At 62.4% G+C, this 24,773-nt stretch carries 26 protein-coding genes and 1 tRNA gene; 15 read left to right on the top strand and 12 right to left on the bottom strand.

Annotation, left to right across the window (positions count from 1 at the left end):
- Window positions 1–210 precede the first annotated feature (210 nt).
- Window positions 211–1,410, bottom strand: a complete 1,200-nt coding sequence (locus AC0L30_RS21095; protein WP_473405084.1) for a DNA recombination protein RmuC — start codon at window positions 1,408–1,410, stop codon at window positions 211–213.
- 170 nt (window positions 1,411–1,580) lie between these two features.
- On the opposite strand from AC0L30_RS21095, the gene def reads away from it, so the two are divergent.
- The 3 genes from def (at window position 1,581) to truA (ending at window position 4,103) form a co-directional block, all read left to right on the top strand.
- Window positions 1,581–2,105, top strand: coding sequence for a peptide deformylase (gene def / locus AC0L30_RS21090; RefSeq protein ID WP_354162509.1), 525 nt, complete (start codon window positions 1,581–1,583; stop codon window positions 2,103–2,105).
- A gap of 203 nt (window positions 2,106–2,308) precedes the next feature.
- Window positions 2,309–3,244: a methionyl-tRNA formyltransferase gene (gene fmt / locus AC0L30_RS21085; protein WP_007597691.1), complete on the top strand. Its 936-nt coding sequence runs from the start codon at window positions 2,309–2,311 to the stop codon at window positions 3,242–3,244.
- A gap of 121 nt (window positions 3,245–3,365) precedes the next feature.
- Complete coding sequence (gene truA / locus AC0L30_RS21080) at window positions 3,366–4,103, top strand: tRNA pseudouridine(38-40) synthase TruA (RefSeq protein WP_035995321.1); 738 nt, start codon at window positions 3,366–3,368, stop codon at window positions 4,101–4,103.
- Window positions 4,104–4,270: 167 nt separating this feature from the next.
- Here the strand turns inward: truA and dapE are convergent, their stop codons facing one another.
- The 10 genes from dapE to rpmH all read right to left on the bottom strand — a co-directional run bounded on the left by dapE (window position 4,271) and on the right by rpmH (window position 13,607).
- Window positions 4,271–5,449, bottom strand: a complete 1,179-nt coding sequence (gene dapE / locus AC0L30_RS21075; protein WP_007597687.1) for a succinyl-diaminopimelate desuccinylase — start codon at window positions 5,447–5,449, stop codon at window positions 4,271–4,273.
- A gap of 342 nt (window positions 5,450–5,791) precedes the next feature.
- A complete protein-coding gene (gene dapD, locus AC0L30_RS21070) occupies window positions 5,792–6,637 on the bottom strand; it encodes a 2,3,4,5-tetrahydropyridine-2,6-dicarboxylate N-succinyltransferase (protein ID WP_035993750.1) in 846 nt (281 codons plus the stop codon).
- Between the two features lie 244 nt (window positions 6,638–6,881).
- Window positions 6,882–7,574 (bottom strand): pyrimidine 5'-nucleotidase, encoded by a 693-nt coding sequence (locus AC0L30_RS21065; protein WP_473405083.1) that lies wholly within the window; start codon window positions 7,572–7,574, stop codon window positions 6,882–6,884.
- A 199-nt stretch (window positions 7,575–7,773) separates the two neighbouring features.
- On the bottom strand, window positions 7,774–8,760 hold the full coding sequence (locus AC0L30_RS21060; protein WP_035995319.1) for a DUF1036 domain-containing protein: 987 nt from the start codon (window positions 8,758–8,760) through the stop codon (window positions 7,774–7,776).
- A gap of 185 nt (window positions 8,761–8,945) precedes the next feature.
- Entirely contained in the window at window positions 8,946–9,833 is an 888-nt protein-coding gene (argB, locus tag AC0L30_RS21055) for an acetylglutamate kinase (RefSeq protein WP_007597683.1), read from the bottom strand.
- Between the two features lie 170 nt (window positions 9,834–10,003).
- A complete protein-coding gene (locus AC0L30_RS21050) occupies window positions 10,004–10,375 on the bottom strand; it encodes a DUF423 domain-containing protein (protein ID WP_007597682.1) in 372 nt (123 codons plus the stop codon).
- On the bottom strand, window positions 10,375–11,028 hold the full coding sequence (yihA, locus tag AC0L30_RS21045) for a ribosome biogenesis GTP-binding protein YihA/YsxC (RefSeq protein WP_007597680.1): 654 nt from the start codon (window positions 11,026–11,028) through the stop codon (window positions 10,375–10,377). Before yihA ends, AC0L30_RS21050 begins: the two co-directional genes overlap by 1 nt.
- Before the next feature lie 112 nt (window positions 11,029–11,140).
- Window positions 11,141–12,988: a membrane protein insertase YidC gene (yidC, locus tag AC0L30_RS21040; RefSeq protein ID WP_354162527.1), complete on the bottom strand. Its 1,848-nt coding sequence runs from the start codon at window positions 12,986–12,988 to the stop codon at window positions 11,141–11,143.
- A 13-nt stretch (window positions 12,989–13,001) separates the two neighbouring features.
- Window positions 13,002–13,445, bottom strand: coding sequence for a ribonuclease P protein component (gene rnpA, locus AC0L30_RS21035; RefSeq protein ID WP_473405081.1), 444 nt, complete (start codon window positions 13,443–13,445; stop codon window positions 13,002–13,004).
- Between the two features lie 27 nt (window positions 13,446–13,472).
- On the bottom strand, window positions 13,473–13,607 hold the full coding sequence (gene rpmH, locus AC0L30_RS21030) for a 50S ribosomal protein L34 (RefSeq protein ID WP_008542748.1): 135 nt from the start codon (window positions 13,605–13,607) through the stop codon (window positions 13,473–13,475).
- A 384-nt stretch (window positions 13,608–13,991) separates the two neighbouring features.
- Between rpmH and AC0L30_RS21025 the strand changes: the two genes are divergently transcribed.
- The 5 genes from AC0L30_RS21025 (at window position 13,992) to AC0L30_RS21005 (ending at window position 17,826) form a co-directional block, all read left to right on the top strand.
- Window positions 13,992–15,491 (top strand): ATP-binding protein, encoded by a 1,500-nt coding sequence (locus AC0L30_RS21025; protein WP_219682512.1) that lies wholly within the window; start codon window positions 13,992–13,994, stop codon window positions 15,489–15,491.
- A gap of 163 nt (window positions 15,492–15,654) precedes the next feature.
- A tRNA-Arg gene (locus AC0L30_RS21020) sits at window positions 15,655–15,731 on the top strand.
- Between the two features lie 162 nt (window positions 15,732–15,893).
- Window positions 15,894–16,313 carry a hypothetical protein gene (locus AC0L30_RS21015; RefSeq protein WP_473405080.1) on the top strand — a complete coding sequence of 140 codons (420 nt, stop codon included), beginning with the start codon at window positions 15,894–15,896 and terminating at the stop codon, window positions 16,311–16,313.
- Window positions 16,314–16,383: 70 nt separating this feature from the next.
- Window positions 16,384–16,602, top strand: a complete 219-nt coding sequence (locus AC0L30_RS21010; protein WP_473405079.1) for a helix-turn-helix transcriptional regulator — start codon at window positions 16,384–16,386, stop codon at window positions 16,600–16,602.
- A gap of 315 nt (window positions 16,603–16,917) precedes the next feature.
- Window positions 16,918–17,826, top strand: a complete 909-nt coding sequence (locus AC0L30_RS21005; protein WP_473405078.1) for a hypothetical protein — start codon at window positions 16,918–16,920, stop codon at window positions 17,824–17,826.
- A gap of 826 nt (window positions 17,827–18,652) precedes the next feature.
- Here the strand turns inward: AC0L30_RS21005 and AC0L30_RS21000 are convergent.
- Window positions 18,653–19,414: an IS5 family transposase gene (locus AC0L30_RS21000; protein ID WP_473405077.1), complete on the bottom strand. Its 762-nt coding sequence runs from the start codon at window positions 19,412–19,414 to the stop codon at window positions 18,653–18,655.
- A gap of 291 nt (window positions 19,415–19,705) precedes the next feature.
- On the opposite strand from AC0L30_RS21000, the gene ccoN reads away from it, so the two are divergent.
- From ccoN to ccoS, 7 genes are all read left to right on the top strand, one after another.
- Entirely contained in the window at window positions 19,706–21,364 is a 1,659-nt protein-coding gene (ccoN, locus tag AC0L30_RS20995; protein WP_473405076.1) for a cytochrome-c oxidase, cbb3-type subunit I, read from the top strand.
- A gap of 6 nt (window positions 21,365–21,370) precedes the next feature.
- On the top strand, window positions 21,371–22,102 hold the full coding sequence (gene ccoO / locus AC0L30_RS20990) for a cytochrome-c oxidase, cbb3-type subunit II (RefSeq protein WP_473405075.1): 732 nt from the start codon (window positions 21,371–21,373) through the stop codon (window positions 22,100–22,102).
- 2 nt (window positions 22,103–22,104) lie between these two features.
- On the top strand, window positions 22,105–22,284 hold the full coding sequence (locus AC0L30_RS20985; RefSeq protein ID WP_473405074.1) for a cbb3-type cytochrome oxidase subunit 3: 180 nt from the start codon (window positions 22,105–22,107) through the stop codon (window positions 22,282–22,284).
- Window positions 22,275–23,156: a cytochrome-c oxidase, cbb3-type subunit III gene (gene ccoP, locus AC0L30_RS20980; protein ID WP_473405073.1), complete on the top strand. Its 882-nt coding sequence runs from the start codon at window positions 22,275–22,277 to the stop codon at window positions 23,154–23,156. The genes AC0L30_RS20985 and ccoP overlap by 10 nt, the downstream gene beginning before the upstream one ends.
- Window positions 23,153–23,371 (top strand): hypothetical protein, encoded by a 219-nt coding sequence (locus AC0L30_RS20975; RefSeq protein WP_473405072.1) that lies wholly within the window; start codon window positions 23,153–23,155, stop codon window positions 23,369–23,371. The genes ccoP and AC0L30_RS20975 overlap by 4 nt, the downstream gene beginning before the upstream one ends.
- Window positions 23,372–23,390: 19 nt before the next feature.
- Entirely contained in the window at window positions 23,391–24,185 is a 795-nt protein-coding gene (locus AC0L30_RS20970; RefSeq protein WP_473405071.1) for a DUF2189 domain-containing protein, read from the top strand.
- Between the two features lie 86 nt (window positions 24,186–24,271).
- On the top strand, window positions 24,272–24,445 hold the full coding sequence (gene ccoS, locus AC0L30_RS20965) for a cbb3-type cytochrome oxidase assembly protein CcoS (RefSeq protein ID WP_473405070.1): 174 nt from the start codon (window positions 24,272–24,274) through the stop codon (window positions 24,443–24,445).
- Window positions 24,446–24,773: the final 328 nt, after the last annotated feature.

Here is a 24,773-nt window from a genome sequence, read left to right as displayed (position 1 = left end):
CCCCCCCCCCCCCCCCCCCCCCCCCCCCCCCCCCCCCCCCCCCCCCCCCCCCCCCCCCCCCCCCCCCCCCCGCCGCCGCCCCCCCCCCCCCCCCCCCCCCCCCCCCCCCCCCCCCCCCCCCCCCGGCCCCGGGGGCCCCCGCCCCCCCCCCCCCCCCCCCCCCCACGACAGCGAGATTGAGGCGGCAGGTTACCGCATCTCAGCGTAGAATCACTCCCCAGCCTGGAGCTTCCTCGGGAACAGTTCGGCAGCGCCGGTGGCCACGAGATGCGGGGCTTCGGGCGCATCGGTCTTGCTGAAATCGAGCTCTTCGATGCGCCCGGCGCGCTTCTCGATCTTGTCGGCGGAGATCAGGATCTGGCGGACGTCTTCGTTGGCGTCGGCAAAGTGTTTCTGCAATTTCAGCACGCGCTCGCGCAGGCGGCCGAGATCGTCGCCGAGCTTGATCACCTCGGTCTGGATCTGGTCGGCGGCATCGCGCATGCGCGCGTCCTTCATGATCTGCTGCATCACCTGGATCGCGAGCATCAAGAGCGACGGCGACACCAGCACGACGCGGGCGCGATACGCCTTCTGGATCACGTCGTCGAAACCGTCGTGAATTTCGGCGTAGACCGATTCCGACGGCACGAACATCAGCGCCATGTCCTGGGTCTCGCCGGCGACGAGATATTTTTCGGCGATGTCGCTGACGTGCTTCATCACGTCGCCGCGCAGCCGCTGCGTGGCGATCCGCTTTTCCTCATCGGTGCGCGCATCATGCAGCGCGGTCATCGCTTCCAGCGGAAATTTCGCGTCGATGCAGAGCGGCCGCTGGTCGGGCAGGAACACGACGCAGTCCGGACGCTTGCCGGTCGAGAGCGTGAACTGGAACTCGTAGGCGCCCTTCGGCAGACCGTCCTGGACGATCGCCTCCATTCGCGCCTGACCGAAGGCGCCGCGCGACTGCTTGTTGGCGAGCACGTCGCGCAGGGTCGTCACCTGCGTGGTGAGGTCGGTGAGGTTCTTGTGCGCGCTGTCGATGATGCCGAGCCGCTCGTGCAGCGCGCGCAGGCTCTCCATGGTGTTGCGGGTGGTGTGCTCCATGGATTGACCGACCCGGTGGGTCACCGAATCCAGCCGCTCGTTGACCGCGCGTGCCATGTCTGCCTGGCGGCCGGCCAGCGTCTGGGTCATGGCATCGACCCGCCCCGAAGCCTCGCTCTGGGCATGCAGCATCTGGCTGATGCGCTCCTCGAGTTCGTCGGCGCGGATCGCGTTGGCCATCGCGAGTTCCGCGCCGCGCCGCCCCGAGCGTGCAATCACCACGGCGATGACCGCCAGCAGGATGAGGACCAGCGCGCCGAAGCCGATCAGCGCGTCCACGGTGCGCACCGGCCAGTCACCGAGCGTGAAAATGATCTCGTTCATGCCCCTGCTTCTAGCCGATTCGCTCGCCCGCACGAACGAATAGCGAACATTTATGGCAGTCGCCCTGTTAATTTTGATGGTTAACGAAACCCGAAGTTTTATGGTTAGCGGAGGGTTAACGGGTTCCCGGCCGCATTGACCGCATCGAACGCGCGGCTTAAATCGCGGCCATGGCCCTCAGAGAAATCATCATCCTGCCCGACAAGCAGCTGCGTCTGGTCTCCAAGCCGATCGAGAAGGTCACGCCGGAGATCCGCAAGCTTGCCGACGACATGTTCGAGACCATGTACGACGCGCCCGGCATCGGGCTCGCGGCGATCCAGATCGCGCAGCCGTTGCGGCTGATCACCATGGACCTCGCCAAGCCCGACCAGGACGGCGAGACCAAGCCCGAGCCGCGCGTCTTCATCAATCCGGAAATCATCGCCTCCTCGGAGGACCTGTCGGTCTACGAGGAAGGCTGCCTGTCGATCCCCGAATATTACGAGGAGGTCGAGCGGCCTGCGAAGGTGCGGGTGCGCTACATCGATCTGGACGGCAAGGTGCATGAGGAGGACGCCGAAGGCCTTTACGCCACCTGCATCCAGCACGAGATCGACCATCTCAATGGCGTGCTGTTCGTCGACTATCTGTCAAAGCTCAAGCGCGACCGCGTGCTGAAGAAATTCGAGAAAGCCGCGAAGCGCGCGGAGTAGTTTTCGGTGCTGCCCCACGCTCCCCTGCGCTCCCTCCCCCCTTGTGGGGGAGGGCGGGGGAGAGGGGTAGCCCAGACGGAAGTCTCTCCGTCATCTGAATCAGGTGCGTGCCGCGAAACGTCAAACCGAGAGAGCGCGTCGTGTGGCACCCCTCTCCCTAAGCCTCCCCCACAAGGGGGGAGGGAACGTACCGAGTCCTTGTCATGCCCCTCCGCCTGATCTTCATGGGCACGCCCGATTTCTCCGTGCCGACGCTGCTCGAGCTCGTCGCGCACGGCCACGAGATCGCGGCCGTGTATACGCGCGCGCCGAAGCCCGGCGGACGGCGTGGCCTGCAATTGCAGCCGACCCCGGTGGAAGAGGCCGCGCGAAAGCTCGGCGTGCCCGTGCTGACGCCGAAGACGTTGAAGACGCCGGAGGCGCGGGAAGAATTCCGCGCCTTCGACGCCGATGCGGCCGTCGTCGTCGCCTATGGCATGATCCTGCCGCAGGCGATCCTCGATGCGCCAAAGCTCGGCTGCTACAATCTGCACGCTTCGCTGCTGCCACGCTGGCGCGGTGCTGCTCCCATCAATCGCGCGATCATGGCCGGCGATGCCGAGAGCGGCGTGATGGTGATGAAGATGGATGTTGGCCTCGACACCGGCGACGTCGCCATGGCGGAACGGCTCGCGATCACGGACAATATGACCGCGCTCGATCTGCACGATCGTCTGTCCCGGCTCGGTGCCGATCTGATGGTGCGCGCCATGGCCGCGCTCGATCGCGGCGGGCTTCAGCTCAAGAAACAGAGCGAGGACGGCGTCACCTATGCCGCCAAGATCGACAAGGCCGAAGCGCGGATCGACTGGACCAGGCCCGCGCGCGAGGTGCTGCGCCATATCCACGGCCTGTCGCCGTTTCCCGGCGCCTGGACCGAGCTCACCGGCGTGAGCGAGAACGCGCGCGTAAAAATCCTGCGCTGTGAATTGGCGAAGGGTTCGGGTACGCCGGGCGAGGTGCTCGACGATCACCTCACCATCGCCTGCGGCGAGGGCGCAATCCGCCTGATCGAGCTCCAGCGCGAAGGCAAGGCGCGCATGCAGGCCGCGGACTTCCTGCGTGGCGTGCCGCTGAAGTCCGGCGCCAAATTCACCTGACGCTGTCATACCCCGCGAAGGCGGGGTATCCAGTACGCCGAGGCTTCTCGGTCGAACGGATAGGCTGCGGAGTACTGGATCGCCCGGTCGAGCCGGGGCGATGACAGCGAAACTGGACAAGATGCCCCGCTACAAGCTCACCATCGAATATGACGGCGCGCCGTTCTTCGGCTGGCAGGTGCAGGAGACGCTGCCCTCGGTGCAAGGCGCGCTGGAGGCTGCCGTGAAGGCGATGACCGGCGCGGATGCGCGCGTGCACGGCGCCGGGCGCACCGATGCCGGCGTGCATGCGCGCGGCCAGGTCGCGCATGTCGATATCGACAAGCAGTTTCCGCAGGGCCGTTTTCGCGACGGCTTGAACGCGCATCTGCGCCCGCATCCTATCGCCGTGCTCGAAGCCGATATCGTGCCGGAGACTTTCGAGGCGCGCTTCTCGGCCATCAAGCGCCACTACCGCTACCGCATCGTCAACACCCGCGCCAATCTCGCGCTCGATGCCGGCCATGCCTGGCGCGTGCCGCGCCGGCTCGATGCCGATGCGATGCATGCGGCGGCACAGCGCCTGCTCGGCAAGCACGATTTCACCACCTTCCGCGACACCGAGTGTCAGGCCAGGTCGCCGGAGAAGACGCTCGATCAGCTCGACGTGCTGCGCGACGGGCGCGAGATCATTATTCTCACCTCGGCGCGCTCATTCCTGCACAGCCAGGTCCGTTCGATGGTGGGGTCGCTGATGTGGGTCGGCGAAGGCCGCTGGACTGCCGACGATCTCTCCGCAGCGCTCGCCGCCCGCAACCGCGCCGCCTGCGGCATCGTCGCCCCGCCGGATGGACTGTATCTGATGCAGGTAGATTATTGAGAGGGGTGAGGGCGCGCGCTCTCGCTACATTCACCACTGTCATGCCCCGGCTTGACCGGGGCATCCAGTACGCCGCGGCCTCTCGGCTCAGTCACTGCCGTCTCTGGAATACTGGACCGCCCGATCAAGTCGGGCGATGACAGCGGAGTTTGGGCGGGCAGAAGAGCCTACCCAAAATACCTCTGCAAAATCCCGCGATACACCTTCGTCAGCTGCTCCAGATCCCTGACCGGCACGCGTTCGTCGACCTGGTGCATGGTCTGCCCCACCAGGCCGAACTCGATCACCGGGCAATAGCTCGAAATGAAGCGCGCATCCGAGGTGCCGCCTGAGGTCGACAGCTCCGGCTTGCGGCCCGTGACTTCCTCGATCGCGGACACCGCGAGATCGGTGAAAGGGCCGGGCTTGGTCACGAACACGTTCGAGTTCGAGGGCTCCCAGACGATGCGGGCGCGGATGCGGTTGCCGCAGGCTTTTGTCAGCCGCGTCTCGACCAGCTCGCGCAGGCTCGCCTGGGTGTGGTTGTCGTTGTAGCGGATGTTGAATTTTGCGCGGGCTTGGCCCGGGATGACGTTGTTGGCGGTGTTGCCGACGTCGACCGAGGTGAATTCGAGATTGGAGGCCTGGAACTGCGCGCTGCCATGGTCGAGCGGCTCGTCGGAGATGGCCACGATCAGCCGCGAGATATCAGGCACCGGATTGGCAGCGCGGTGCGGATAGGCGACATGGCCCTGCACGCCGTCGACATACAGCGTGCCGGATTGCGAGCCGCGGCGGCCGACTTTGATGGTGTCGCCGAGCGCCTCGACGTTGGAGGGCTCGCCGAGCACGCAATGATCGAATTTCTCGCCGCGCTCCGCCGCCCACTTCAGCAGCTTGATGGTGCCGTTGATGGAGACGTCTTCCTCGTCGCCGGTGATCAGGAACGAGATCGAACCCGAGCCCGATTTTTGGCCGTCGCTGCGTGGCTTGCCGCCGTTCGCGGCGAGATGCTCCAGCACCGCGGCGACCGAGCAGGCGATGCCACCCTTCATGTCGACCGCGCCGCGGCCGTGCAGAAAGCCGTCCTTCACCTCGCCGGAGAATGCACCGACGCTCCAGGCGCTCTCGTCGCCCGGCGGCACCACGTCGGTGTGGCCGGCAAAGGTGATGTGCGGCCCCTCAGTGCCGATCCGTGCATAGAGATTGTCGACGTCGGCGGTGCCGGGCTCGCTGAAGGTGACGCGGTGGCATGTGAAGCCGGCTGCGGTGAGTGCTTTTTCGAGCACGCCCAGCGCACCGGCATCGGCCGGGGTTACCGAGGGGCAGCGGATGAGATCGCGGGCGATCGAGAGAGCATCGGTCATACGCCCCGCTTAACATGCATGCCGCCGGGTGGGCTAGCACTGGGCGGGACAAATTCGATCTCGCTCTGCTGGTCCCAGCTTCTCGCCGCAGGCGGGGCGGGCGCGGAGCCGCTCTCCACCCTAGCCAACGGATCGGCGCCGAACCGGTTGCCGCCCGAGGTGCCGGGGACAATGAACATTTCCACGAGACGGACTCTCGGTGTCGTCCCGGCGAAGGCCGGGACCCATAACCACAAAACACATTTGGTCGCGAAGCTGCTAACTCCGAGTCTTCGCCAAACCACGCGCGGGAGTATGGGTCCCGGCCTTCGCCGGGACGACGATGATCGCAGCTGGCCGAACTTAATCCCGCAGCAGCTCGTTGATGCTGGTCTTGGAGCGCGTGCGCTCGTCGACGCGTTTGACGATGACGGCGCAGGCGGTGCTCGGGCCGATCTGGCCGTTCTTCATGGGCTTGCCGGGCAGCGCGCCGGGAACGACGACCGAATACTCAGGCACTTCGCCGATGAAGATCTCGCCAGTGTCGCGGTCGACGATCTTGGTCGAGGCACCTAGGAATACGCCCATCGACAGCACCGCGCCCTTGCGCACGATCACGCCTTCGGCGACCTCGGAGCGCGCGCCGATGAAGCAATCGTCCTCGATGATCACGGGCTCGGCCTGCAGCGGCTCGAGCACGCCGCCGATGCCGACGCCGCCGGAGATGTGCACGCGCTTGCCGATCTGCGCGCAGGAGCCGACCGTCGACCAGGTGTCGATCATGGTGGATTCATCGACATAGGCGCCGAGATTGACGAAAGACGGCATCAGCACGACGTTGCGGGCGATGAAGGCCGAGCGGCGCACGATGGCGCCGGGGACGGCGCGGAAACCGGCGTCGCGAAAACGGTTCTCACCCCAGCCGTCGAACTTCGAGGGCACCTTGTCCCACCAGGTCGCCTTGCCGGGGCCGCCGGGAATGGCGCCCATGTCGTTGAGGCGGAACGAGAGCAGCACCGCCTTCTTCAGCCATTGATTGACCTTCCACTTGCCGTCGGTGCCGCGCTCGGCAACGCGGGCCTCGCCCTTGTCCAGAATCTCCAGCGCGTGATCCACGGCCTCGCGGACCTCGCCCCTGGTCGAGGTCGAGACGCCATCGCGCGCCTCGAAGGCGCCGTTGATGGTGGATTCGAGGGCGGACAGGGACATCAGGATTTCCTCTCGGGAAGGCAGGATTTGCGGTGATTTGGAGCGCTTTTTCGGGATTTGGGGGGACGGAGTCAAGGCAAACTCAGTGTCGTCCTCCATCGTCGTCCTGGACAAGCGAACAACGTGAGCGCCGATCCAGGACCCATTACCCCTGGGAGGTGTTTGGCGAAGGCTGGTAGTTATCAGCTCGCGCCAAATTCCACCCTGGGATAATGGGTCCTGGCTTTCGCCAGGACGACAGCGGTTATTTGGGAGACAGCCTGCTCAAAAAACCCGCGAGATCATCCGTGACATGGTCGACATGGGCGGCATCACGGCCCGCCAATTCCCAGTCCTCGCGCACGACCTCTTTCGTCCCATCCGGTATCACCAGCACGGTGGTCATGCCGAGTTCGTGCGGGACGGTGAGGTTGCGGGCGAGGTCTTCGAACATCGCGGCGCGGGTCGGATCGACCGAATGGTCGGCGAGAAACTTGCGGTAGGTCTGCGGCGCCGGCTTCGGCTCGAATTCGGCGGCGATGATGTCGAACACGCCGTCGAAATGCGTCGCAAAGCCGAGCCGCGCCAGCACCGCATCGACATGATCGACCGAACCGTTGGTCAGGATCAGCTTTCGTCCCGGCAGTTTTGCGATGGCCTCGCCCAGCGCCGGGTTCGGCTCTAGCGGAGAGTGGTCGATCTTGTGGACATAGGCGAGATAGTCGTCGGCGCGGACGCCATGCAGGGTCATCATGCCGCGCATGGTGGTGCCGAAGCGCTGGTAATAATCCTTCTGGATCTTGCGCGCTTCCACCGCTGTCAGATCGAGCCAATTGCAAACGAACTCGGTGATCCGCGCATCGACCTGTTGCCACAGATTGACGTGGTGCGGATAGAGCGTGTTGTCGAGGTCGAACACCCAGGTGTCGACATGGCCGAAGGCGCGGGGGGATTTCATTTTCACTCTCTATCCGTTGACCGCGGTGGCGCCCCACCCTCAATCGTCGTCCTGGCGAAAGCCAGGACCCATACTCCGTGACCGATCATTGGGGCACGCTAGTCGTCGTTCTTCGCCAAACCGAATCCTGGGGTCATGGGTCCTGGCTTTCGCCAGGACGACAGCGGAGTGCATGGCACCGGTACGATCACAAAAGCAATCACGGCATCGCAAACCGCAGCGTCTTGCCGCCGCTCGACATGTCCACCGCGCCAAAGCCCGTGGCCGCGAAGCCGCGCGCGCCGCAGTCGGTCTGCTCGTTGGTCTCGAACTTGGTCTCGCGCGTGCAAAGCTGCTTGTCGCCGCCCCAGTTCAGCGGCTTGTCCTTCAGCTTGACGACGCGATTGTCGGCGTCGATGGCTTCCGCGAAGCTGAAGATCTGCTTCGGCTGGCCGCTCACATCGGGGTGCAGGCAGGTCTTGGGGTCGATGCGATACCAGCCGCGGCTGGTCACCGCCTTGCCGTCGTCGGTGGCAACCGCCGCCATCACCTTGTGCGTGGTATCGTTGCACCAGGTGAGGCCGGTCGCAGACGGCGTCTGCACGGCATCGACCATGGTCTTGAAGAAGTTCGGCGACGACAGGATGTCGGACGACAATCCGCGGCTCTTCAGGAAAGCGGCCAGCGCGCCTTGCGTCTTCGGCCCGTCGACGCCGTCGATTGGCGCGGCGTCGTAGCCTGCGATCACCAAAAGCCGCTGGATGCCGGCGAGGCGAGCCTGCTCGTCGTCATATTCGGAGTCCTCGGCGAGATAGGCGACGAAATTGCCGTCCGCGCCTTGCGTCGGCGTGATCTGGGTGAAGGCGGCCTGGGTCTGGCCACTGCGGCACTGCCGCGCGGCCGCGATGACGAAATTGTCCTGCGCGACGCACAGCGTGTCGCTGCCGTTCTGCGGGATCGGGGAGGCGCCGTAGACGCCAAGCGCGCGGGCGTTGAGCAGGATGCGGTCGGCGGAGAGCGTGCCTTGCACCACCACGCGGCAGGTGGCGGGGTCGATCCTGAACCAGCCACGCGTCGCGGTCGCCGCCTTGTCGTCGATGCCGATCGCGGCCTCGACGACATAGGACATGCGATTGCAGATTTTCAGGTCGGCGAAGGCCGGTGCGGAGGAGAACACGAACGAGACGGCCGCGGCGGGGAGGGTCATCAGGAAGCGTGTGAAGGTCGAGCGGCGATGCCGCCGAGTCCTCAACTCGTCATGCCCGGGCTTGTCCCGGGCATCCACGTTCTTGGCGCGGGACGAAAGGTCGTGGATGGCCGGGGCATCTTCGCGAAGACGCGCTTCGCGCTGTTGCCCGGCCATGACGGCTTTCATGCGTGGCGCCTCTCGCATCACTTGTGGATCAGCGTGCCCGTGCCGGTGTTGGTGAAGAGCTCGAGCAGCACCGCGTGCTGCATCTTGCCGTCGATGATGACGACACCCTCCACGCCCTGTTCGAGCGCATAGATGCAGGTCTCGACCTTGGGGATCATGCCGCCGGAAATGGTGCCGTCGGCGATCAGCTTTCGTGCGTCCTTCACCGAGAGCTGCGGGATCAGCTTCTTGGATTTGTCGAGCACGCCCGGCACGTCGGTGAGCAGCAGCAGCCGCTTCGCTTTCAGCGCGCCGGCCACAGCGCCGGCGAAAGTGTCGGCGTTGACGTTCAGCGTCTGTCCCTCTTTCGAGGTCGCGAGCGGTGCCAGCACCGGGATCAGCTCGTAGCCGATCAGCTGGTTGAGCAGCGTGAGATCGACTTTCTCGGGATCGCCGACGAAGCCGAGATCGACCGCCTTCTCGATGTGCGAGTCCGGATCCATGATGGTGCGCGTCGTCTTGGACGCCTTCACCATATTGGCGTCCTTGCCTGATAGCCCCACGGCCTTGCCGCCGGCCTCGTTGATGTAGCCGACGATCTGCTTGTTGACGGAGCCGGCGAGCACCATCTCGACGATCTCGATGGTCGCGGCATCGGTGATGCGCAGGCCGGCTGCGAATTCCGAGACGATGCCGAGGCGCTTCAGCATGGTCGCGATCTGCGGGCCGCCGCCATGCACCACCACCGGATTGATCGCGGTCTGCTCGAGCAGCACGATGTCGCGGGCGAAATTCTTCGCGGTCTCCTCGTCGCCCATGGCATGGCCGCCATACTTGATGACGATGGTTTCCTCGTCATACTGCTGCATGTGCGGCAGCGCTTCGGACAGGATGCGGGCCTGGTCGAGCGGGGAGATTTCGGTCATGAGGCGGATCTCGCTGGCGGGATACTCGGGCCGCGTTCTATCCGATTGGCGGGCGGGGCGCAAAGTGGTCTTCGTCCCCCACACGCAGCCGCGTAGCCCGGATGGAGCGCAGCGTAATCCGGGAATCTACCCGCGCAAGCTCTCCCGGATTGCGCTTCGCTCCATCCGGGCTACGGACTGCGCTTCACCACCACCGCGGCGAGCGTCACCGCCAGCCAGCTCAAGATCATCACCGATCCACCGGTCGGCGCTGCATAGGGAAACAGCGAATGGCCGGCATATTGCCGCAACGTGAGGTCGCCCGCGAACAGCGCGGCGCCGGCTGCGAAGCCGGACGCGGCGATGATGCCAATTCCGTCGTGCAGAAGGCCGCGCCCGAGCAGGGCGACGGCCGCGAGTATGGCGGTTGCATGAAACAGCAGCATGGCACTTGCGGCGGCGAGCCGGCTCGCATCGCCGCCATGCGCGGAAGCCGCGGCCAGCGCGACGCCGGCGGCGCCCATCACGCCGGCAAGCCCGATCAGCAGGCGGAATGCCGTCATTACGAGGTTCGCTCTTCCAGCAACTTTGCGATCGCTGCGCGCAGCTCGGCCATGCCGGTCGCGCTCCGCGACGAGGTCGCGAGCACGTTGGGGAACGCCGCCGGACGCTTGGCGAGCGCGGCCTCGGTCTCGATGATGCGCGATTGGAGCTCGGTGGCCTTGATCTGGTCGGCCTTGGTCAGCACGATCTGGTAGCTGACCGCGGAGCGATCGAGTGTCTTCAGGACTTCGAGATCGACGTCCTTGAGGCCGTGCCGCGCGTCCACCAGCACGTAGACACGCGCGAGGCTGGCGCGTCCGAGCAGGAATTTGTGGATCAGCTCGGTCCAGGACGCGACCTGGCTCTTCGGCGCTTTGGCGTAGCCATAGCCGGGCATGTCGACGAGGCGCAGTTCACTTTTCCCGGGGACCTCGAAGAAGATCAGCTCCTGGGTGCGGCCCGGGGTATGCGAGGTGCGCGCGAGCGCGTTGCGCCCGGTCAGCGCGTTGATCAGGCTGGACTTGCCGACATTGGAGCGGCCGGCAAAGGCGATCTCCAGCCCCGCCATCGGCGGCAGCGTTTCAGTCGAGGGCGAGGCCCAGATGAACTGCCAGTCGCGCGTGAACAGCTTCCGCCCGACCTCGATCAGCTTCGCATCCTTGTCGTCATTCATGCGAAGGCTTTCTGTTTGTCCGCGTCATTGCGAGCGAAGCGAAGCAATCCAGAAATGCGTCCGCGGAGGGACTCTGGATTGCTTCGTCGCTCGCTCCTCGCAATGACGACCGCTACGTCGCCTTCTTCGCGAACGTTGCCTTGAGATTGTCGAACAGCTCCACCTTCACGCCGTTGCGGCGCATGATGAAGCTCTGCTGCAGCACCGAGAGCGTGTTGTTCCAGGCCCAGTAGATCACGAGGCCTGCCGGGAAGCCCGCCAGCATGAAGGTGAAGATCAGCGGCATCCAGTTGAAGATCATCTGCTGCGTCGGATCCGGCGGCGTCGGATTCAACTTCATCTGGAACCACATCGTGATGCCCATGATGATCGGCCAGATGCCGAGCGCGAGGTAGTGGCCGAACACCGGGATAGTGGTCGGATCGAACGGGATTAACCCGAACAGAGTGAACAGGTTGGTCGGGTCCGGCGCGGAAAGATCCTTGATCCAGCCGAAGAACGGCGCGTGCCGCATCTCGATGGTGACGAACAGCACCTTGTACAGCGAGAAGAACACCGGGATCTGGATCACCACGGGAAGACAGCCGGCGACCGGATTGATCTTCTCCTTGCGGTAGATCTCCATCATCTCCTGCTGCTGCTTCACCTTGTCGTCAGGGTAGCGCTCCTTCAGCGCCTGAAGCTGCGGTTGGACCGACTTCATCTTCGCCATCGAGGCGTAGGACTTGTTCGCCAGCGGGAAGAACAGGAGCTTCACGATCACGGTCACGAGCAGGATCGAGATGCCGAAATTGCCGAAGAAGCGGTAGAAGAAGTCGAGGCCGAGGAACATCGGCTTGGTGATGAAGTAGAACCAGCCCCAGTCGATCAACAGATCGAAATGGTTGAGGCCGAGTTCCTTGTTGTAGCCGCCATGGCCGGCGAGCGGGAAGTTGATGCCGACGACGCTGGCTTCCTTGGCGCCGGCGAACAGCCGCGCGTTCGCGGTCGCGGAGCCGCCGATCGCGACAGTGACGGGATCGAGCAAATAATCGGTCTGGTAGGTGTGGACGTTGCCGCTCGGGTTCGACGAGAAGCGCGCCTGAATTTGCGCACTGGTGTCCGGCAGCAGCGCCGAGGCCCAGTACTTGTCGGTCATGCCGAGCCAGCCATTGGTGGCCTTGAAGTTCACCGTCCGGGCTTCGTCGATTTTCTTGTAGGCGTATTCCTGCAAGCCATCTAGATAGCCGATCAGGCCTTCATGCAGGATGTAGTAGCCGGAGACCTGCGGCGTGCCGTGGCGCGAGATCAGCGCGAACGGATAGAGCGTGACCGGCGCGTTGCCGACATTGCTCACCTCGTCCTTGACGGTGAAGAGGTAGTGGTCGTCGACCGCGATGGTGCGGCGGAAGCTGAGGCCTTCGCCATTGTCCCATTTCAGCACCACCGGCGTGGTCGGCGTCAGGCTGCCGCTGCCGTCCTGCTTCCAGACGGTCTGCGCGTCCGGCAGTTTCGCCGTCACGCCCGTCGCCGGCACCCAGCCGAACTCGGCGTAATAGGGCTCCGCGGTCCCCGAGGGCGAATACAGAATAATCGGCGGTGATTTCGGATCGACCGTTTCGCGGAATTGCACCAGCGCGACATCGTCGATGCGGCCGCCCTTGAGCGAGATGCTGCCGGCGATCCGCGGCGTCTCGATCTTCACGCGCGGGCTCGCTGCAATCGCGCTGTCACGGCTTTGGACCGGCTGGGCTTGCTGGTTCGCGCTCGGCGTCGACGGCTGGGCCGTGCTGCCGGCCTGCGGCGTGGCGCCCGGCGTCGCGGAAGCCGTTGGCTGCGGCGTGGTCTTCTGCAGCTCGGCCTGTGCCTGTTGCTGCGCGCGCTGCTTCTCCATCGCCGGCATGTTGTAGAAATATTGCCAGGCGATCAGCACGAAGCCCGACAGAATGACGGCGAGGATGGTATTGCGGTTGTCGGTCATCATTCTCTCGTCATCAATCCGGTTTGCGGCTGGTCGCAGGAGCGGGGCCGGGCTTTGAGCCGTCGGTTGTTGGGCTGCTTTTTGAGCCGCGTCCCTTGCGCGTATGCCGTGCGGGCTTCGCGAACGCTATGCGCAGATCGTCGAGCATGGTGGCGAAGTCGCGCGAGAGCGCGTCCCTTCGGCCGACCAGCACATAATCATGATGGGGCTGCATCGACACCGGATCGAGCCGCTTCACCAGTTCGCGAAGCCGGCGCCGGATGCGATTGCGCTCGGGAGCGTTGCCGTTCTTTTTGGTGACGGTGAAGCCGATCCGGACCGGGCCGCTGTCGTCTCGGCCAAGGTTTTGGCGGTCAAGGCTTCGGCGGTCAAGGCTTTGCAGGACGAACGCGGGACTACTCACCCGCGCGCCATTGGCAACGGCGAGGAAATCCGCTCGCTGCCTCAGCCGATCCATGATGAAATCCCAAAAAGGGGGTCCGGCTCAGGCGCTCAGACGCTTGCGGCCGCGGGCGCGGCGGGCGGCGAGCACCTTTCGGCCGCCGGCCGTGGCGAGACGGGCACGGAAGCCGTGACGGCGCTTGCGCACCAGTTTGCTGGGTTGATAAGTCCGCTTCACGGGTTTTTCTCCGCTGACCGGGCAATTTGCCTGTAGAATTGATGATAAAGTCCGGAAGATGCTGCCCAAAACGGGCCTTTTTCGGCCCCAAGAGAGCCGCTCCCGGCGGTCACACCGGGTCATCGCGGACAATTGGCCGGCTTATATGCGAGCGCCTTCTTTTCGTCAACGCCGCACAAGAGCTCAATTCTGGCGAATATCGCTGTCCGTGCGGGGTTTTTAACACTTGAGGTGGCGACTCGCCAGATCTGCGCTTACATCCGACCCTGGCAGATTGACGATCTGTAATTTGACCGCGCTGGGGGCGGGCCGCATCTTCATACGCGCCAAAACCCTTCACCCGGCGACATCTTTAATCCGGTAAAGGCAGCGAGGGCGAATTTCGTGGCAGCGACAGACCTCCAGCCGATCCAGGATGGGGATCAGCGGGACCCGCCGGCGGCGCTGCCGCGCGGGACGCGCGGGCTTGGGCTGTCCGGCAAGCTGCTGCTGCTCACCGTTCCCCTGGTGATGATCGCGGCCATCCTGCTCTACGTGCCGGCCATCGCCAACTTCTGGGTCAACCGGCTCAACGACCGCGTCGCCGCGGCCAACACGGCGGCGCTGGTGCTCGATGCGGCGCCGCTCGGCATGGTCCCCGATTCGCTCTCGCGCGAGATCCTGAAGAGCATCAATGCGCGCGCCGTCGCCATCAAGATGGGCCAGCAGCGCCGTCTGCTCGCCAGCGACAATCTGCCCGCGGCGATCGAGCACGACATCGACCTGCGCGACATGACGGCGTGGGAGGCGATCACCGGCTCGTTCCGGATGATGCTGGAGACCGGCAACCAGGCCATCCGGATCGTCGGGCCCGGCGTCGGCAACGCCCAGTTCATGGAGATTGTCACCGACGAGCTGCCGCTGCGGCAGTCAATGTACCGCTTCTCCCGCAACGTCGTGGTGGTCGCGCTGATCATCGCGGTGCTGACCGCCGGCCTCGTCTATCTCGCCATGCATTATCTCTTCGTGCGCCCGATGCGGCGGCTGACCGCGAGCCTGGTCGGCTTCCACGAAAATCCCGAGAGTTCGGCGGGGATCATCGTGCCGAGCCAGCGCAGCGACGAGATCGGCGTTGCCGAGCGCGAATTGTCGGACATGCAGCGCGACCTGATGTCGATGCTGCACCAGAAGAGCCGGCTCGCCGCCCTCGGCCTCGCCGTCTCCAAGATCAATCACGATTTGCGCAATCTGCTGGCCTCGGCGCAGCTCCTGTCGGACCAGCTCGCCAGCGTGCCGGATCCGCGGGTGCAGCGCTTTGCGCCAAAACTCGTGCGCTCGCTCGAGCGCGCCATCGCCTTCTGCCAGTCGACCTTGTCTTACGGCCGCGCTCAGGAAGCCGCGCCCGACCGGCGCATGATCATGATCGAGCCTGTGGTGCTGGAGGTGCGCGAGACCGCCGGCCTTGCCTCCGACGCCTCGATCGCCTGGGTCGCCGCGATTGAGCGCGGGCTCGCGGTCGACGCCGATCCCGACCAGCTGTTTCGCGTGCTGCTCAACCTCGTCCGCAACGCCGCCCAGGCGCTGGAAAGCCATGCGTCCGCCGAGGGCGGCGCGCAGCAGATCCGGATCACGGGAAAACGCGAGGGCGCGGTCGCCATCATCGAGGTCTCCGACACCGGCCCTGGCGTGCCGCAGAAGACCCGCGATCACCTGTTCGAGGCGTTCCAGACCTCCGGCCGCCCCGGCGGCAGCGGCCTCGGCCTTGCCATCGCCGCCGAGCTGGTCCGCGCCCATGGCGGCGACATCCATCTGGTCGAAGGCACCATCGGCGCCACCTTCCGGATCGTCATCCCCGACCGCCCCGTGGAACTGCTCTCCGTCCGCAACGAGCGGGCGCGGGCGTAGGTCGGCCGGCGGCCGAGTGCGGAAACCGTCATGTCCCTGCAAAATCTCCCCAATCCGGACCTTGCCAATTGGGGCAAGAGCGGTTAGTCAGAGCGCTCTTTCGCACCCCTCCGGCGTCGCCGGGGGCTGCCTGCGGGCCACGCCCGCACTGTCAGCGAAAAACGCGCCCGTAGCTCAGCTGGATAGAGCATCAGACTACGAATCTGAGGGTCGGACGTTCGAATCGTTCCGGGCGCGCCATAAATTTCCCTTTGACACCATACTGTTACCTGGGTCGCTCTGATCTCAGCCTTTCTTTTTTATGTTGCAGCTATCCCAACTTGTTTTCGTGGTTTTTCAACCACTTACAAACTATGATGCTGTGTCAATGCAACACGAATGCAACAAATGCCGCGTCGATACATGACCCCACGCGACGATGAAGACGTTGCCGAGGAGCAGGTTTGGGACCGACAAAGCGCGCTCGAGTTCCTGGAGATGGAAATCTACAAGAGGAACACGCGAGGATCGGACAATCCGGTAAATTTGCCGCTTGAGGCCGCACGTTTAATTCTCGATTGCGCAAAACTGGGCCAGTACAAGGGGCACGGACGCAAAGGCGCCCCACCAGATCGCATCAAGAAAGTGCAGACCGAAGCGATCGTGAATTGGGCTCGCAAACGCAGAGACGAGCTGCGCGCTGAAGGCATGAAGGCAACCGGAGCGAACAGCGCAGAAGAACAAGCTGCCGAGGAAGCAAGTGATTTTGCATCTGAGCGCTACGGGTTCAAGCCCGCGGCGAGCACGATCAAACGCAAGATGCAGTCTCGCACCGACGATTGATTGCGATTTTTCGCCGAAGATTTTCGCTGATAGCTCAACTATTTCGATCATGGTGAAACGGAGCGGTGCCATGATCAAGAGTAAACTACCAACCAGCCTTCCCGACGATCTCCTCTGGGGCGTTGCTGCCATCGCGGACTACATCGGACGCGAACGCAGAAGTGTCTACTATCTGATTTCTAAGGGCGTGATCCCCGCGAAGAAGCTCGGGGCGAAAACCATCTGCGCTCGTAGGTCTGAGATTGATCGCGCACTCACGCGAGCAGCAGACGATAACCAACCCGCGTAGCGCCAACTCATAGTTTGATGGAAGCGCGATTGGTCGAGTCGGCATCGCAGTCGAGGGCCTTATGAAGCGGAATTTCGAAGGTTCTGAACGGTTACTCATCGATCGGCGTCGAGCGGCACACATGCTTGGCTGCAGCACATCGACTGTGGTCCGGCTAGAGCAGGCGGGCATATTGCCGCGAGTGATCCTCAACACCAGCGCCAAGCACGCAAAAGCATATTACAGGCTCGGCGACGTAATGGCGCTCACGGAAGCCGCGGCTACGACCGAACTCGCTTAGAGTTTACAAGTGTGCCGCACGCGTCTTCGTTTCCCTTGCACGACGAAGCGCCTCTCAAAAAAAGAGCTAAACCGCAGGTCAAGAAAGGCGCCACTATGCGGAAATCCCATTCGCCTGCTGAAGAGATCAGCCCCCTCGAAATTTACCGCTACATCGATGCTGTCCGGCTATGGCTTAGGAATCCATTGATCGTGAGTGAAATCGCATGGCTCAGGCTGCGAGCTGGCGGACGAAAAATGCGAGTTTACAACGGACGAGCGAGATTCGATCGGCACTATGTCCAGCGGATCACGCTTTTTCAACCGACGAACGAGGCTCTGCAATCGCTCGTAACCCGCGACCCTCATCTGACGTATGTCGAGATCAGTCTCGATTGGGTATTCAGCTGCAAATCGGACAAGGATGCTGCTGTCGAATTCCTCTGGAACCATTTGGTTAAAAAAAACCATCGCGATCAGGGAATTCGCTTTTTCGGTACCAAGGGCAAGATGACGCGATATTCGGGCCCAAGATCAGCGCCAAATCTAATCGCCATTTATGCCGACAAGGCTAGCAAAGTGACCGGCCAACATCAGTGCGTTCACATCGACTGGCGCATTAGGGGTGGTGGCGCGCTACGTCGGGCCGAGATCCACTCGCTTCGCGAACTGCTCGGTTTAAACTACCGTCAATTTTGGCAGGACCGGCTGATTATCCGTAGCTTCGACCTGCGCAGTCTTGGTCGCATGCACTGCAATAGAAGCAATCCAGTCAAGCGGCGTCGACCCTGGATACACTTCTATCGCAATGGCAGGCTCGCTTACGATTTTCATCTGCGAACTGGCTCAACTATCGCTCGAGCTAATCAATCAGTTCAGGCCGTCATTGACCAATACAAAAAGTACTTTGAAGTCAATCGATGTGTAATCACGCACAAGGTCCCGCATCTGTTGCCGCCGAATTGACGGTGCATTCCCATGATTATCCCAACAGTTACGATTTACACGATCTACCCCGTTGTGAATCCTCAATCTTCTTTTGCGGTCCGAATTCCTCGACCGTCTAACCCGACAATTCTCCTATCGCGACTAATTTCATGTTGTCAGTACCACGTCTTATCAACCATCGAGGCTCTTCTTATCCCTAAAAAGGCATTCTCAAACATGCATCACATTCCATGCAGGTCGGTACCGTTGTATGAGCTCCAACTCGATTTGTATTGATCTCGTCAGCCTTCAGAACACAAATCCATCACGCCCTTGGCGCCTAAGTAGCGGGGGTCGGCGATTTGGAATGTGCGGTACTCCAGATCACCATGCTTGTTCAGAAAGCGCCGGTACGTGAGATCACCCTCCGCTTTCATTCTCAATAGGAAATCACCTAGCGGGATTTGAAGTGCACTTTGGTACTTAGTCGGAATGACAGATAGCAAGCCCGCGTACCGTCGATGCACCAATGTTTGTGCAACGGTTTTATTATTCTTCAGAGCGAATAGCTTCGTATGCGTCTCAGGCTCAAAAGTAAGGGGCACGCGCGCGAAGCGAAGATCGTTCCCTTGGCCTGTCCGCAATACTCTGTGGTCCAATTGCTCCTCCGCAAGTAGAATACCCCTGTGCCTCCATTAGGGAGGGCTGGGGACGTTGTCTGCATACAGATGCGGGGGAATATCGTCCGCACTTGATGAGCGCATCAACACCGCTGTAAGCCCATTTACCTATTCATTCCTGCTCATGTCCTTGCAACTCTGCTTAAATCTAAACAACTTGAGTCCGCTTTCCCTGCCGAGCGGTACTAGGGCGCGGACTCATTAGCGCGCAACCAAATTCGGATTGATGCGAGTTTGACGAACGCCAGATAGTTGGCCGCGAGTTTGTCATATCGGGTCGCGACACGCCGACACTGCTTGATCTTGTTGAAGAACCGTTCGACCAGATTGCGCGCGCGATACAGATACGGGCTGAAGCAGATCGGATCCTTGCGATTTCGTTTGGGTGGGATGTTCGCCCATGCTCCTTGCTGGCGGGCAAGCTCCCTGATCCAGTCGGCGTCGTAGCCGCGATCCGCGAGCAACATCGTTTTGGGAAGCAATGCGCTGAGGAGAGCCGAACACAGCCGATTGTCGTGCGCCTCACCGGGCGTGAGAGCGAGATGGACCGGCAGGCCATTGGTGTCGACCACCGCGTGAATCTTGCTGGTCAGGCCGCCTCGCGACCGGCCCATATCCTGGTGATTGTTGTCCGCGATACAGGCTCCATGCTGGTGCACCCGGACGACGGAAGTATCGATCATCTGCACCGCCGCGTCATGACCGGCGGCCAGCACAACCATGATCTGGTCCCAGACGCCCGCCCGCCGCCAACGAACGAAGCGATTGTAACAAGTGGTGCGGGGACCATAGGTCGCTGGCAGATCGCGCCATGGCGCACCTGAACTGAGGACCCAAAAGATGCCATTGAGTACGCGACGGTCATTTACCCTCGGAACGCCGCGCGGCTTGTTGGGTAGCATCGGCTTGATGGCGGTCCATTCATAATCGCTGAGTTCGTAGCGCATGGTTCAAGGGCTCCGGTTTCGGAGCTTGAATCACGTCTCGGGCAGCGCCATCAACCCGCCGTTGGGACACGTTCAAGCGCAGCAAGTTGCTGTTCCGAAGATTTGCCTCGGAAGTGCCTTCGAGTCTGCCCCGGTCATTACAAGGCGCATGTGCGAATGCGCTGACGCGGCGGACGTTGCCTCTCTATTGTATTGCAGCGCAGGGACAATTTGCGGTTCCTTGATGTGGATCAAGCGGCTTTCAGGGATTGGTAGAAACTGCTGGCATCCCCCTTCGCCGGGAGTTACAGGATGGTCGCCGGGCTCACAAAAAACGAACGACAGCTTGCGCTTATCATTCTACTCGCGATTTCCTTGTGTGGGCTCGCGATGGGGGCTGCCGGGCACGGCGACCCGCTAGGCATCCATGGCGCCATCGTGTTGCTTGCCGGCATTGCCGGTGCGTTTGGCGTCATCTCCAGCTACTACGCACCCGAGCCTGACGACAGCCGGCTCGACCGCTATTTCGACGATCCCAGCCGAATGGGGATAGTCCTCGCCATGGTGTGGGTCGTCGCGGGTCTTTTTGTCGGTGACTGGATTGCATGGCAGCTTGTCAATCCGAACCTGACATTCGACGCCGCCTGGTCGAGCTTCGGCCGCCTCCGTCCGGTGCATACCTCCGGCGTGATCTTCGGCTTCGGCGGCAATGCGCTGATCGCTACGTCCTTCTACGTGCTGCAACGAACCTCGCGTGCGCGCCTGCCGGACCAGTTGAGTCCGTGGTTCGTGCTGCTTGGCTACAACCTGTTCTGCGTCATCGCCGCAACCGGCTACCTGATGGGCGTCACGCAGTCGAAGGAGTACGCCGAACCGGAGTGGTATGCCGACATTTGGCTGGTAATTGTGTGGGTGACCTATTTCATCATCTATCTGCGCACACTGGCTCGCCGGAAGGAGCCGCATATCTACGTGTCGAACTGGTACTACATGGCCTTCATCCTGGTCGTGGCTGTTCTCCATATCGTCAACAACCTCGCCGTCCCGGTTTCATTCGGTCATGCCAAGAGCTATTCGGCATTTTCCGGTGTGCAGGATGCGATGACGCAGTGGTGGTACGGGCATAATGCGGTCGCGTTCTTCCTGACCGCGGGTTTCCTCGGCATGATGTACTACTACCTTCCGGTGCGTGCCGGCCGCCCGATCTTCTCCTATCGGCTGTCGATCATCAGCTTCTGGGGCATCACGTTCATGTACATGTGGGCGGGTTCGCACCACCTGCACTACACTGCGCTTCCGCAATGGGTCCAGACGCTCGGCATGACGTTTTCGGTCATGCTGCTGGTTCCTTCATGGGCATCGGCCGGCAACGCGCTGCTGACGCTGAATGGCGCCTGGCACAAGGTGCGCGACGATGCGACCCTGCGCTTCATGATGGCCGCGGCCGCGTTCTACGGCCTGGTCACGTTCGAAGGCTCGTTCATGGCCATTCGCACGGTCAACTCGCTGTCGCACTATACCGACTGGACCGTCGGCCACGTGCACGTTGGCGCGCTCGGCTGGGTCGCAATGATCACCTTCGGCGCGATCTATGCGTCAGTGCCGTGGCTTTGGAAGCGCGAACGGATGTATTCGGCCAGGCTGGTGGAAGTGCACTTCTGGCTCGCCCTTGCCGGAACAGTGATCTACGTCTTCGCGATGTGGAATTCCGGTATCATCCAGGGGCTGATGTGGCGGACCTACAATGAAAGCGGAACACTTGCTTATTCCTTTGTCGACACCCTGGTTGCGATGCATCCCTATTATATCGCTCGCGCTATCGGCGGCCTGCTGTTCCTGATCGGCGCATTGGTCGCATGCTACAACATCTGGATGACGATACGGACGGCCGGTCAGCCGGCCGATGAGCGGGTTGCCGATCGTCCCGTTCCCGCGCTCGCAGGCGTTTCTGCGCCTCAACCGGCGGAGTGACCCGGCATGTTCAACCTGCATTATCGGCTCGAGCGCAAGACCATCGGCTTAGTCGTCGCCATCATCGGCGTTGCCGGCATCGGCGGTGCGGTCGAGATCATACCGTTGTTCACGATCCATCAGACGGTCGAAGACGCCCCGGGCATGCGGGTTTACACGCCGCTCGAGATCGCAGGCCGCAATATCTACATCCGGGAAGGCTGCTACGCCTGCCATTCGCAGATGATCCGGACGTTGCGCGACGAAGTGGAACGCTACGGCCCTTATTCGCTCGCCGTTGAATCCAAATACGATCATCCCATGCTCTGGGGATCGAAGCGGACCGGGCCGGACCTCGCGCGCATGGGCAACAAGTATTCGGACGAATGGCACGTGCGGCACCTCAACAACCCTCGGGACGTCGTCCCGGAATCGGTGATGCCGCATTATTCGTGGCTCGGTCGCACTGAACTGCGCCATGACGACCTCGGCGCGCATCTGGCTGCGCTTCGCAAGGTCGGCGTGCCCTACACCGATGACATGATTGCCAACGCGAAGTCCGATGCCTACGGACAGGCGGCGCCCGATACGCCCTACGCCGAAGGGGTTACCAAGCGGTACGGCGCGGCGACCAATGTGCGCGCCTTCGACGGCAAGCCGGGCGAACTGACCGAACTCGATGCTTTGGTCGCTTACCTGCAAATTCTCGGCAAGCTGACTGACGCTGCGCATAAGCCAGTCGCCGCGGCGGGAGGTTGATCATGGACAATGATTTTGTGGTCTGGTTCTCGAAGTCATTCGGTTTGTTCTACCTGATCGCGCTTTCGATCGTCATCGTCGCCTACGCGTACTGGCCGTCGAACAAGAAGCAGTTCGACGACGCGGCACAATCGATTCTCGGGCACGAGGACAAGCCGCACAGGGATCAGCCATGGCAGTAGGCGAACGCGATCCCCATAGCGGCCATATGACCACCGGTCACGAATGGAACGGCATCAAGGAATTGAATACGCCGGTACCCCGGCCGGTCTATTTCTTCCTGATTGTAACGGCCTTGTTCTCCGTCGTTTACTGGGTGCTGATGCCGGCATGGCCGCTCGGGGTGACCTATACCAAGGGCCTGCTCGGCATCGATCAGCGCACCACCGTCAGCGAAAGCCTGGCGCAGGCCGCGCTTGAGCGCGGCGCCTGGTCCAGACCCATTGAGGCTGAGGGCTTCAAGGAAATCCAGGCCGATCCCCGTTTGATGGAAAAGGTACGGCAGACCGGTCGAACGCTGTTCGGTGACAACTGTGCGCCATGTCATGGATCGAACGCACAGGGCGGCAAGGGCTTCCCGAACCTGACGACGGCGTCATGGCTTTGGGGCGGCGATCCCGAAAACATCGCCGAAACGATCCGCGTCGGCATCAATTCCGCTCATCCGCAAACCCGGACGTCGCAAATGATGGCGTTCGGGCGCGATCAGATGCTCAAGAAGGGCGAGATCGACGACGTCGTAACTTACGTGCGCAGCCTTTCCGATCCCGCTGTCGCGAAAGCAGTGCCCGTGGCGAAAATCGAGGCCGGCAAGGCCGCTTTCGCCGCCAATTGCGTCACCTGCCATGGCGACGACGCCAAGGGCAAAGCCGATCTCGGTGCACCGGACCTGACGGACCGATCCTGGATTTACGGCGGCGACGCCGAGTCGGTTTACGAGACGGTGTGGGGCGGCCGGCAAGGCCACATGCCAAGTTGGGACGGAAGACTCTCTCCGCTCGACCGCAAAATTCTTGCACTCTATCTGTTCGACCTTCGCCGGGGGCAACGATGAGCGGGGCTAGCGCGGCGACGAGGCATGTCAGAACAAAGGCCGTTCTTTGGGTCGCGATCGGCGCCGGGCTGTTTCTGCTACTGATCGCCAATTCGCACCTCGTCTATGTGGCCATCATGTCGCAACCGGAATGCGTCGCGCATGTGCGCCAGGGCGAGAGCTCTGCGAAGGATGGAAAGTTCAGCGCGGCACGATCGTCGTGCACGCCGCGATGAGACAGCAGGGAGATCAACGATGACACCGATAATACCGGCCGTTGTTCCACCTCTGCCGCGCGCGCGGACCTGGACGCGAAACGTCGCTCCCGCAGCCGCTTTGGATTGGCTCGCGGCCGGCTGGCGCGACTTCACAATCTATCCGGGAGCCAGCATCAGTTACGGGCTCCTGGTGTTTCTGGTCTCCGTCGTCACCGTCTTCGGCCTGTTCGCGCTTCGCTGGGACTACATCTTGCTCCCGGCGTTTGCCGGTTTCATGGTCGTCGGTCCGATAATCGGAATCGGACTGTACGAAAAGAGCCGGCGCATCGCGGAAGGTAGACCCGTCAACCTGTGGCAGATGGTCTACGTCAGGCCGGAGTCCGGCGGTCAGGTTCTATTCGCAGGGGTGCTGCTCTTTCTGCTGACGCTGTTGTGGATGCGCGCCGCTGTCATCCTGTATGCGCTGTTTTTTGGCCTCCGCCCTTTTCCCGGCCCCGACCGCATCATTCCCATGCTGTTCTCGACAGAGGCCGGCTTGGCGTTGTTGCTGATCGGCAGCGTCGTCGGGGGCCTGTTTGCGGCGTTTGCATTTGCCATCAGCGCCTTCTCCATCCCGATGCTGCTAACGGAGCGCACGGACGCCTTGACCGCCATGGGTACCAGCATGGCGCTGGTCTGGCACAATCTGCCCGTGATGTTGACCTGGGCGGCAATCATGCTGGTGCTGATTGTGATCGGCATCGCGACCGGATTGCTGGGAATGATCGTCATTTTCCCGGTGCTGGGACATGGAAGCTGGCACGCGTACCGGACGATACGCCCCGAGTCCTAGCGCGAGGCAATTAAAAGCGGGGAGGGGATAATGGCCAGCGCTGCCCCGGACACAATCTCGGCGGCAGCCATTCTGGAGGCTGCCGAATGAAAGATTACTTTTACCTGATACCGATCGCATTCGGGCTCGGGCTCACGGCTCTCGCAGCGTTCATGTGGTCGCTCAACGCCGGGCAGTACGACGATCTGGACGGGGCTGCCGAACGCATCCTCCACGAGGAAACGGACGCTCCTATCCGGGCTGCCGAACCGAGGCGATGATGCCGGCGGCTATGCACGGCATGATCATATGTATGGCTTAACTGAACAAGGCCGTCGGAAAGCGTGGATGCACCTGATCAGCTACTTGCGCCTGGTAGCGCCGACGAGGCGGGTGGGTCCAGTTGCGACATTGTCCTTGATGACCGTTTTTGGCACATAGCGTCGTTCAGCTGCTGTGCAATAATTCGTCGGCTATCGGGCATAGCGGACCTCGCAAAACATCCGCCCGGCAGATTTATGAGTTCACGGCCTAGCGACTTCGCTCCAACTGCTTCTCCTCAAGACGTCAGAAGAAGTACCTTTTAGTACTTACAGGGTCCGTGCGGGT

Source organism: Bradyrhizobium sp. MI1.11 (assembly GCF_055811255.1).
The sequence above is the reverse complement of the archived record's forward strand: the minus strand, read 5'-3'. Positions and strand labels throughout refer to the sequence as shown.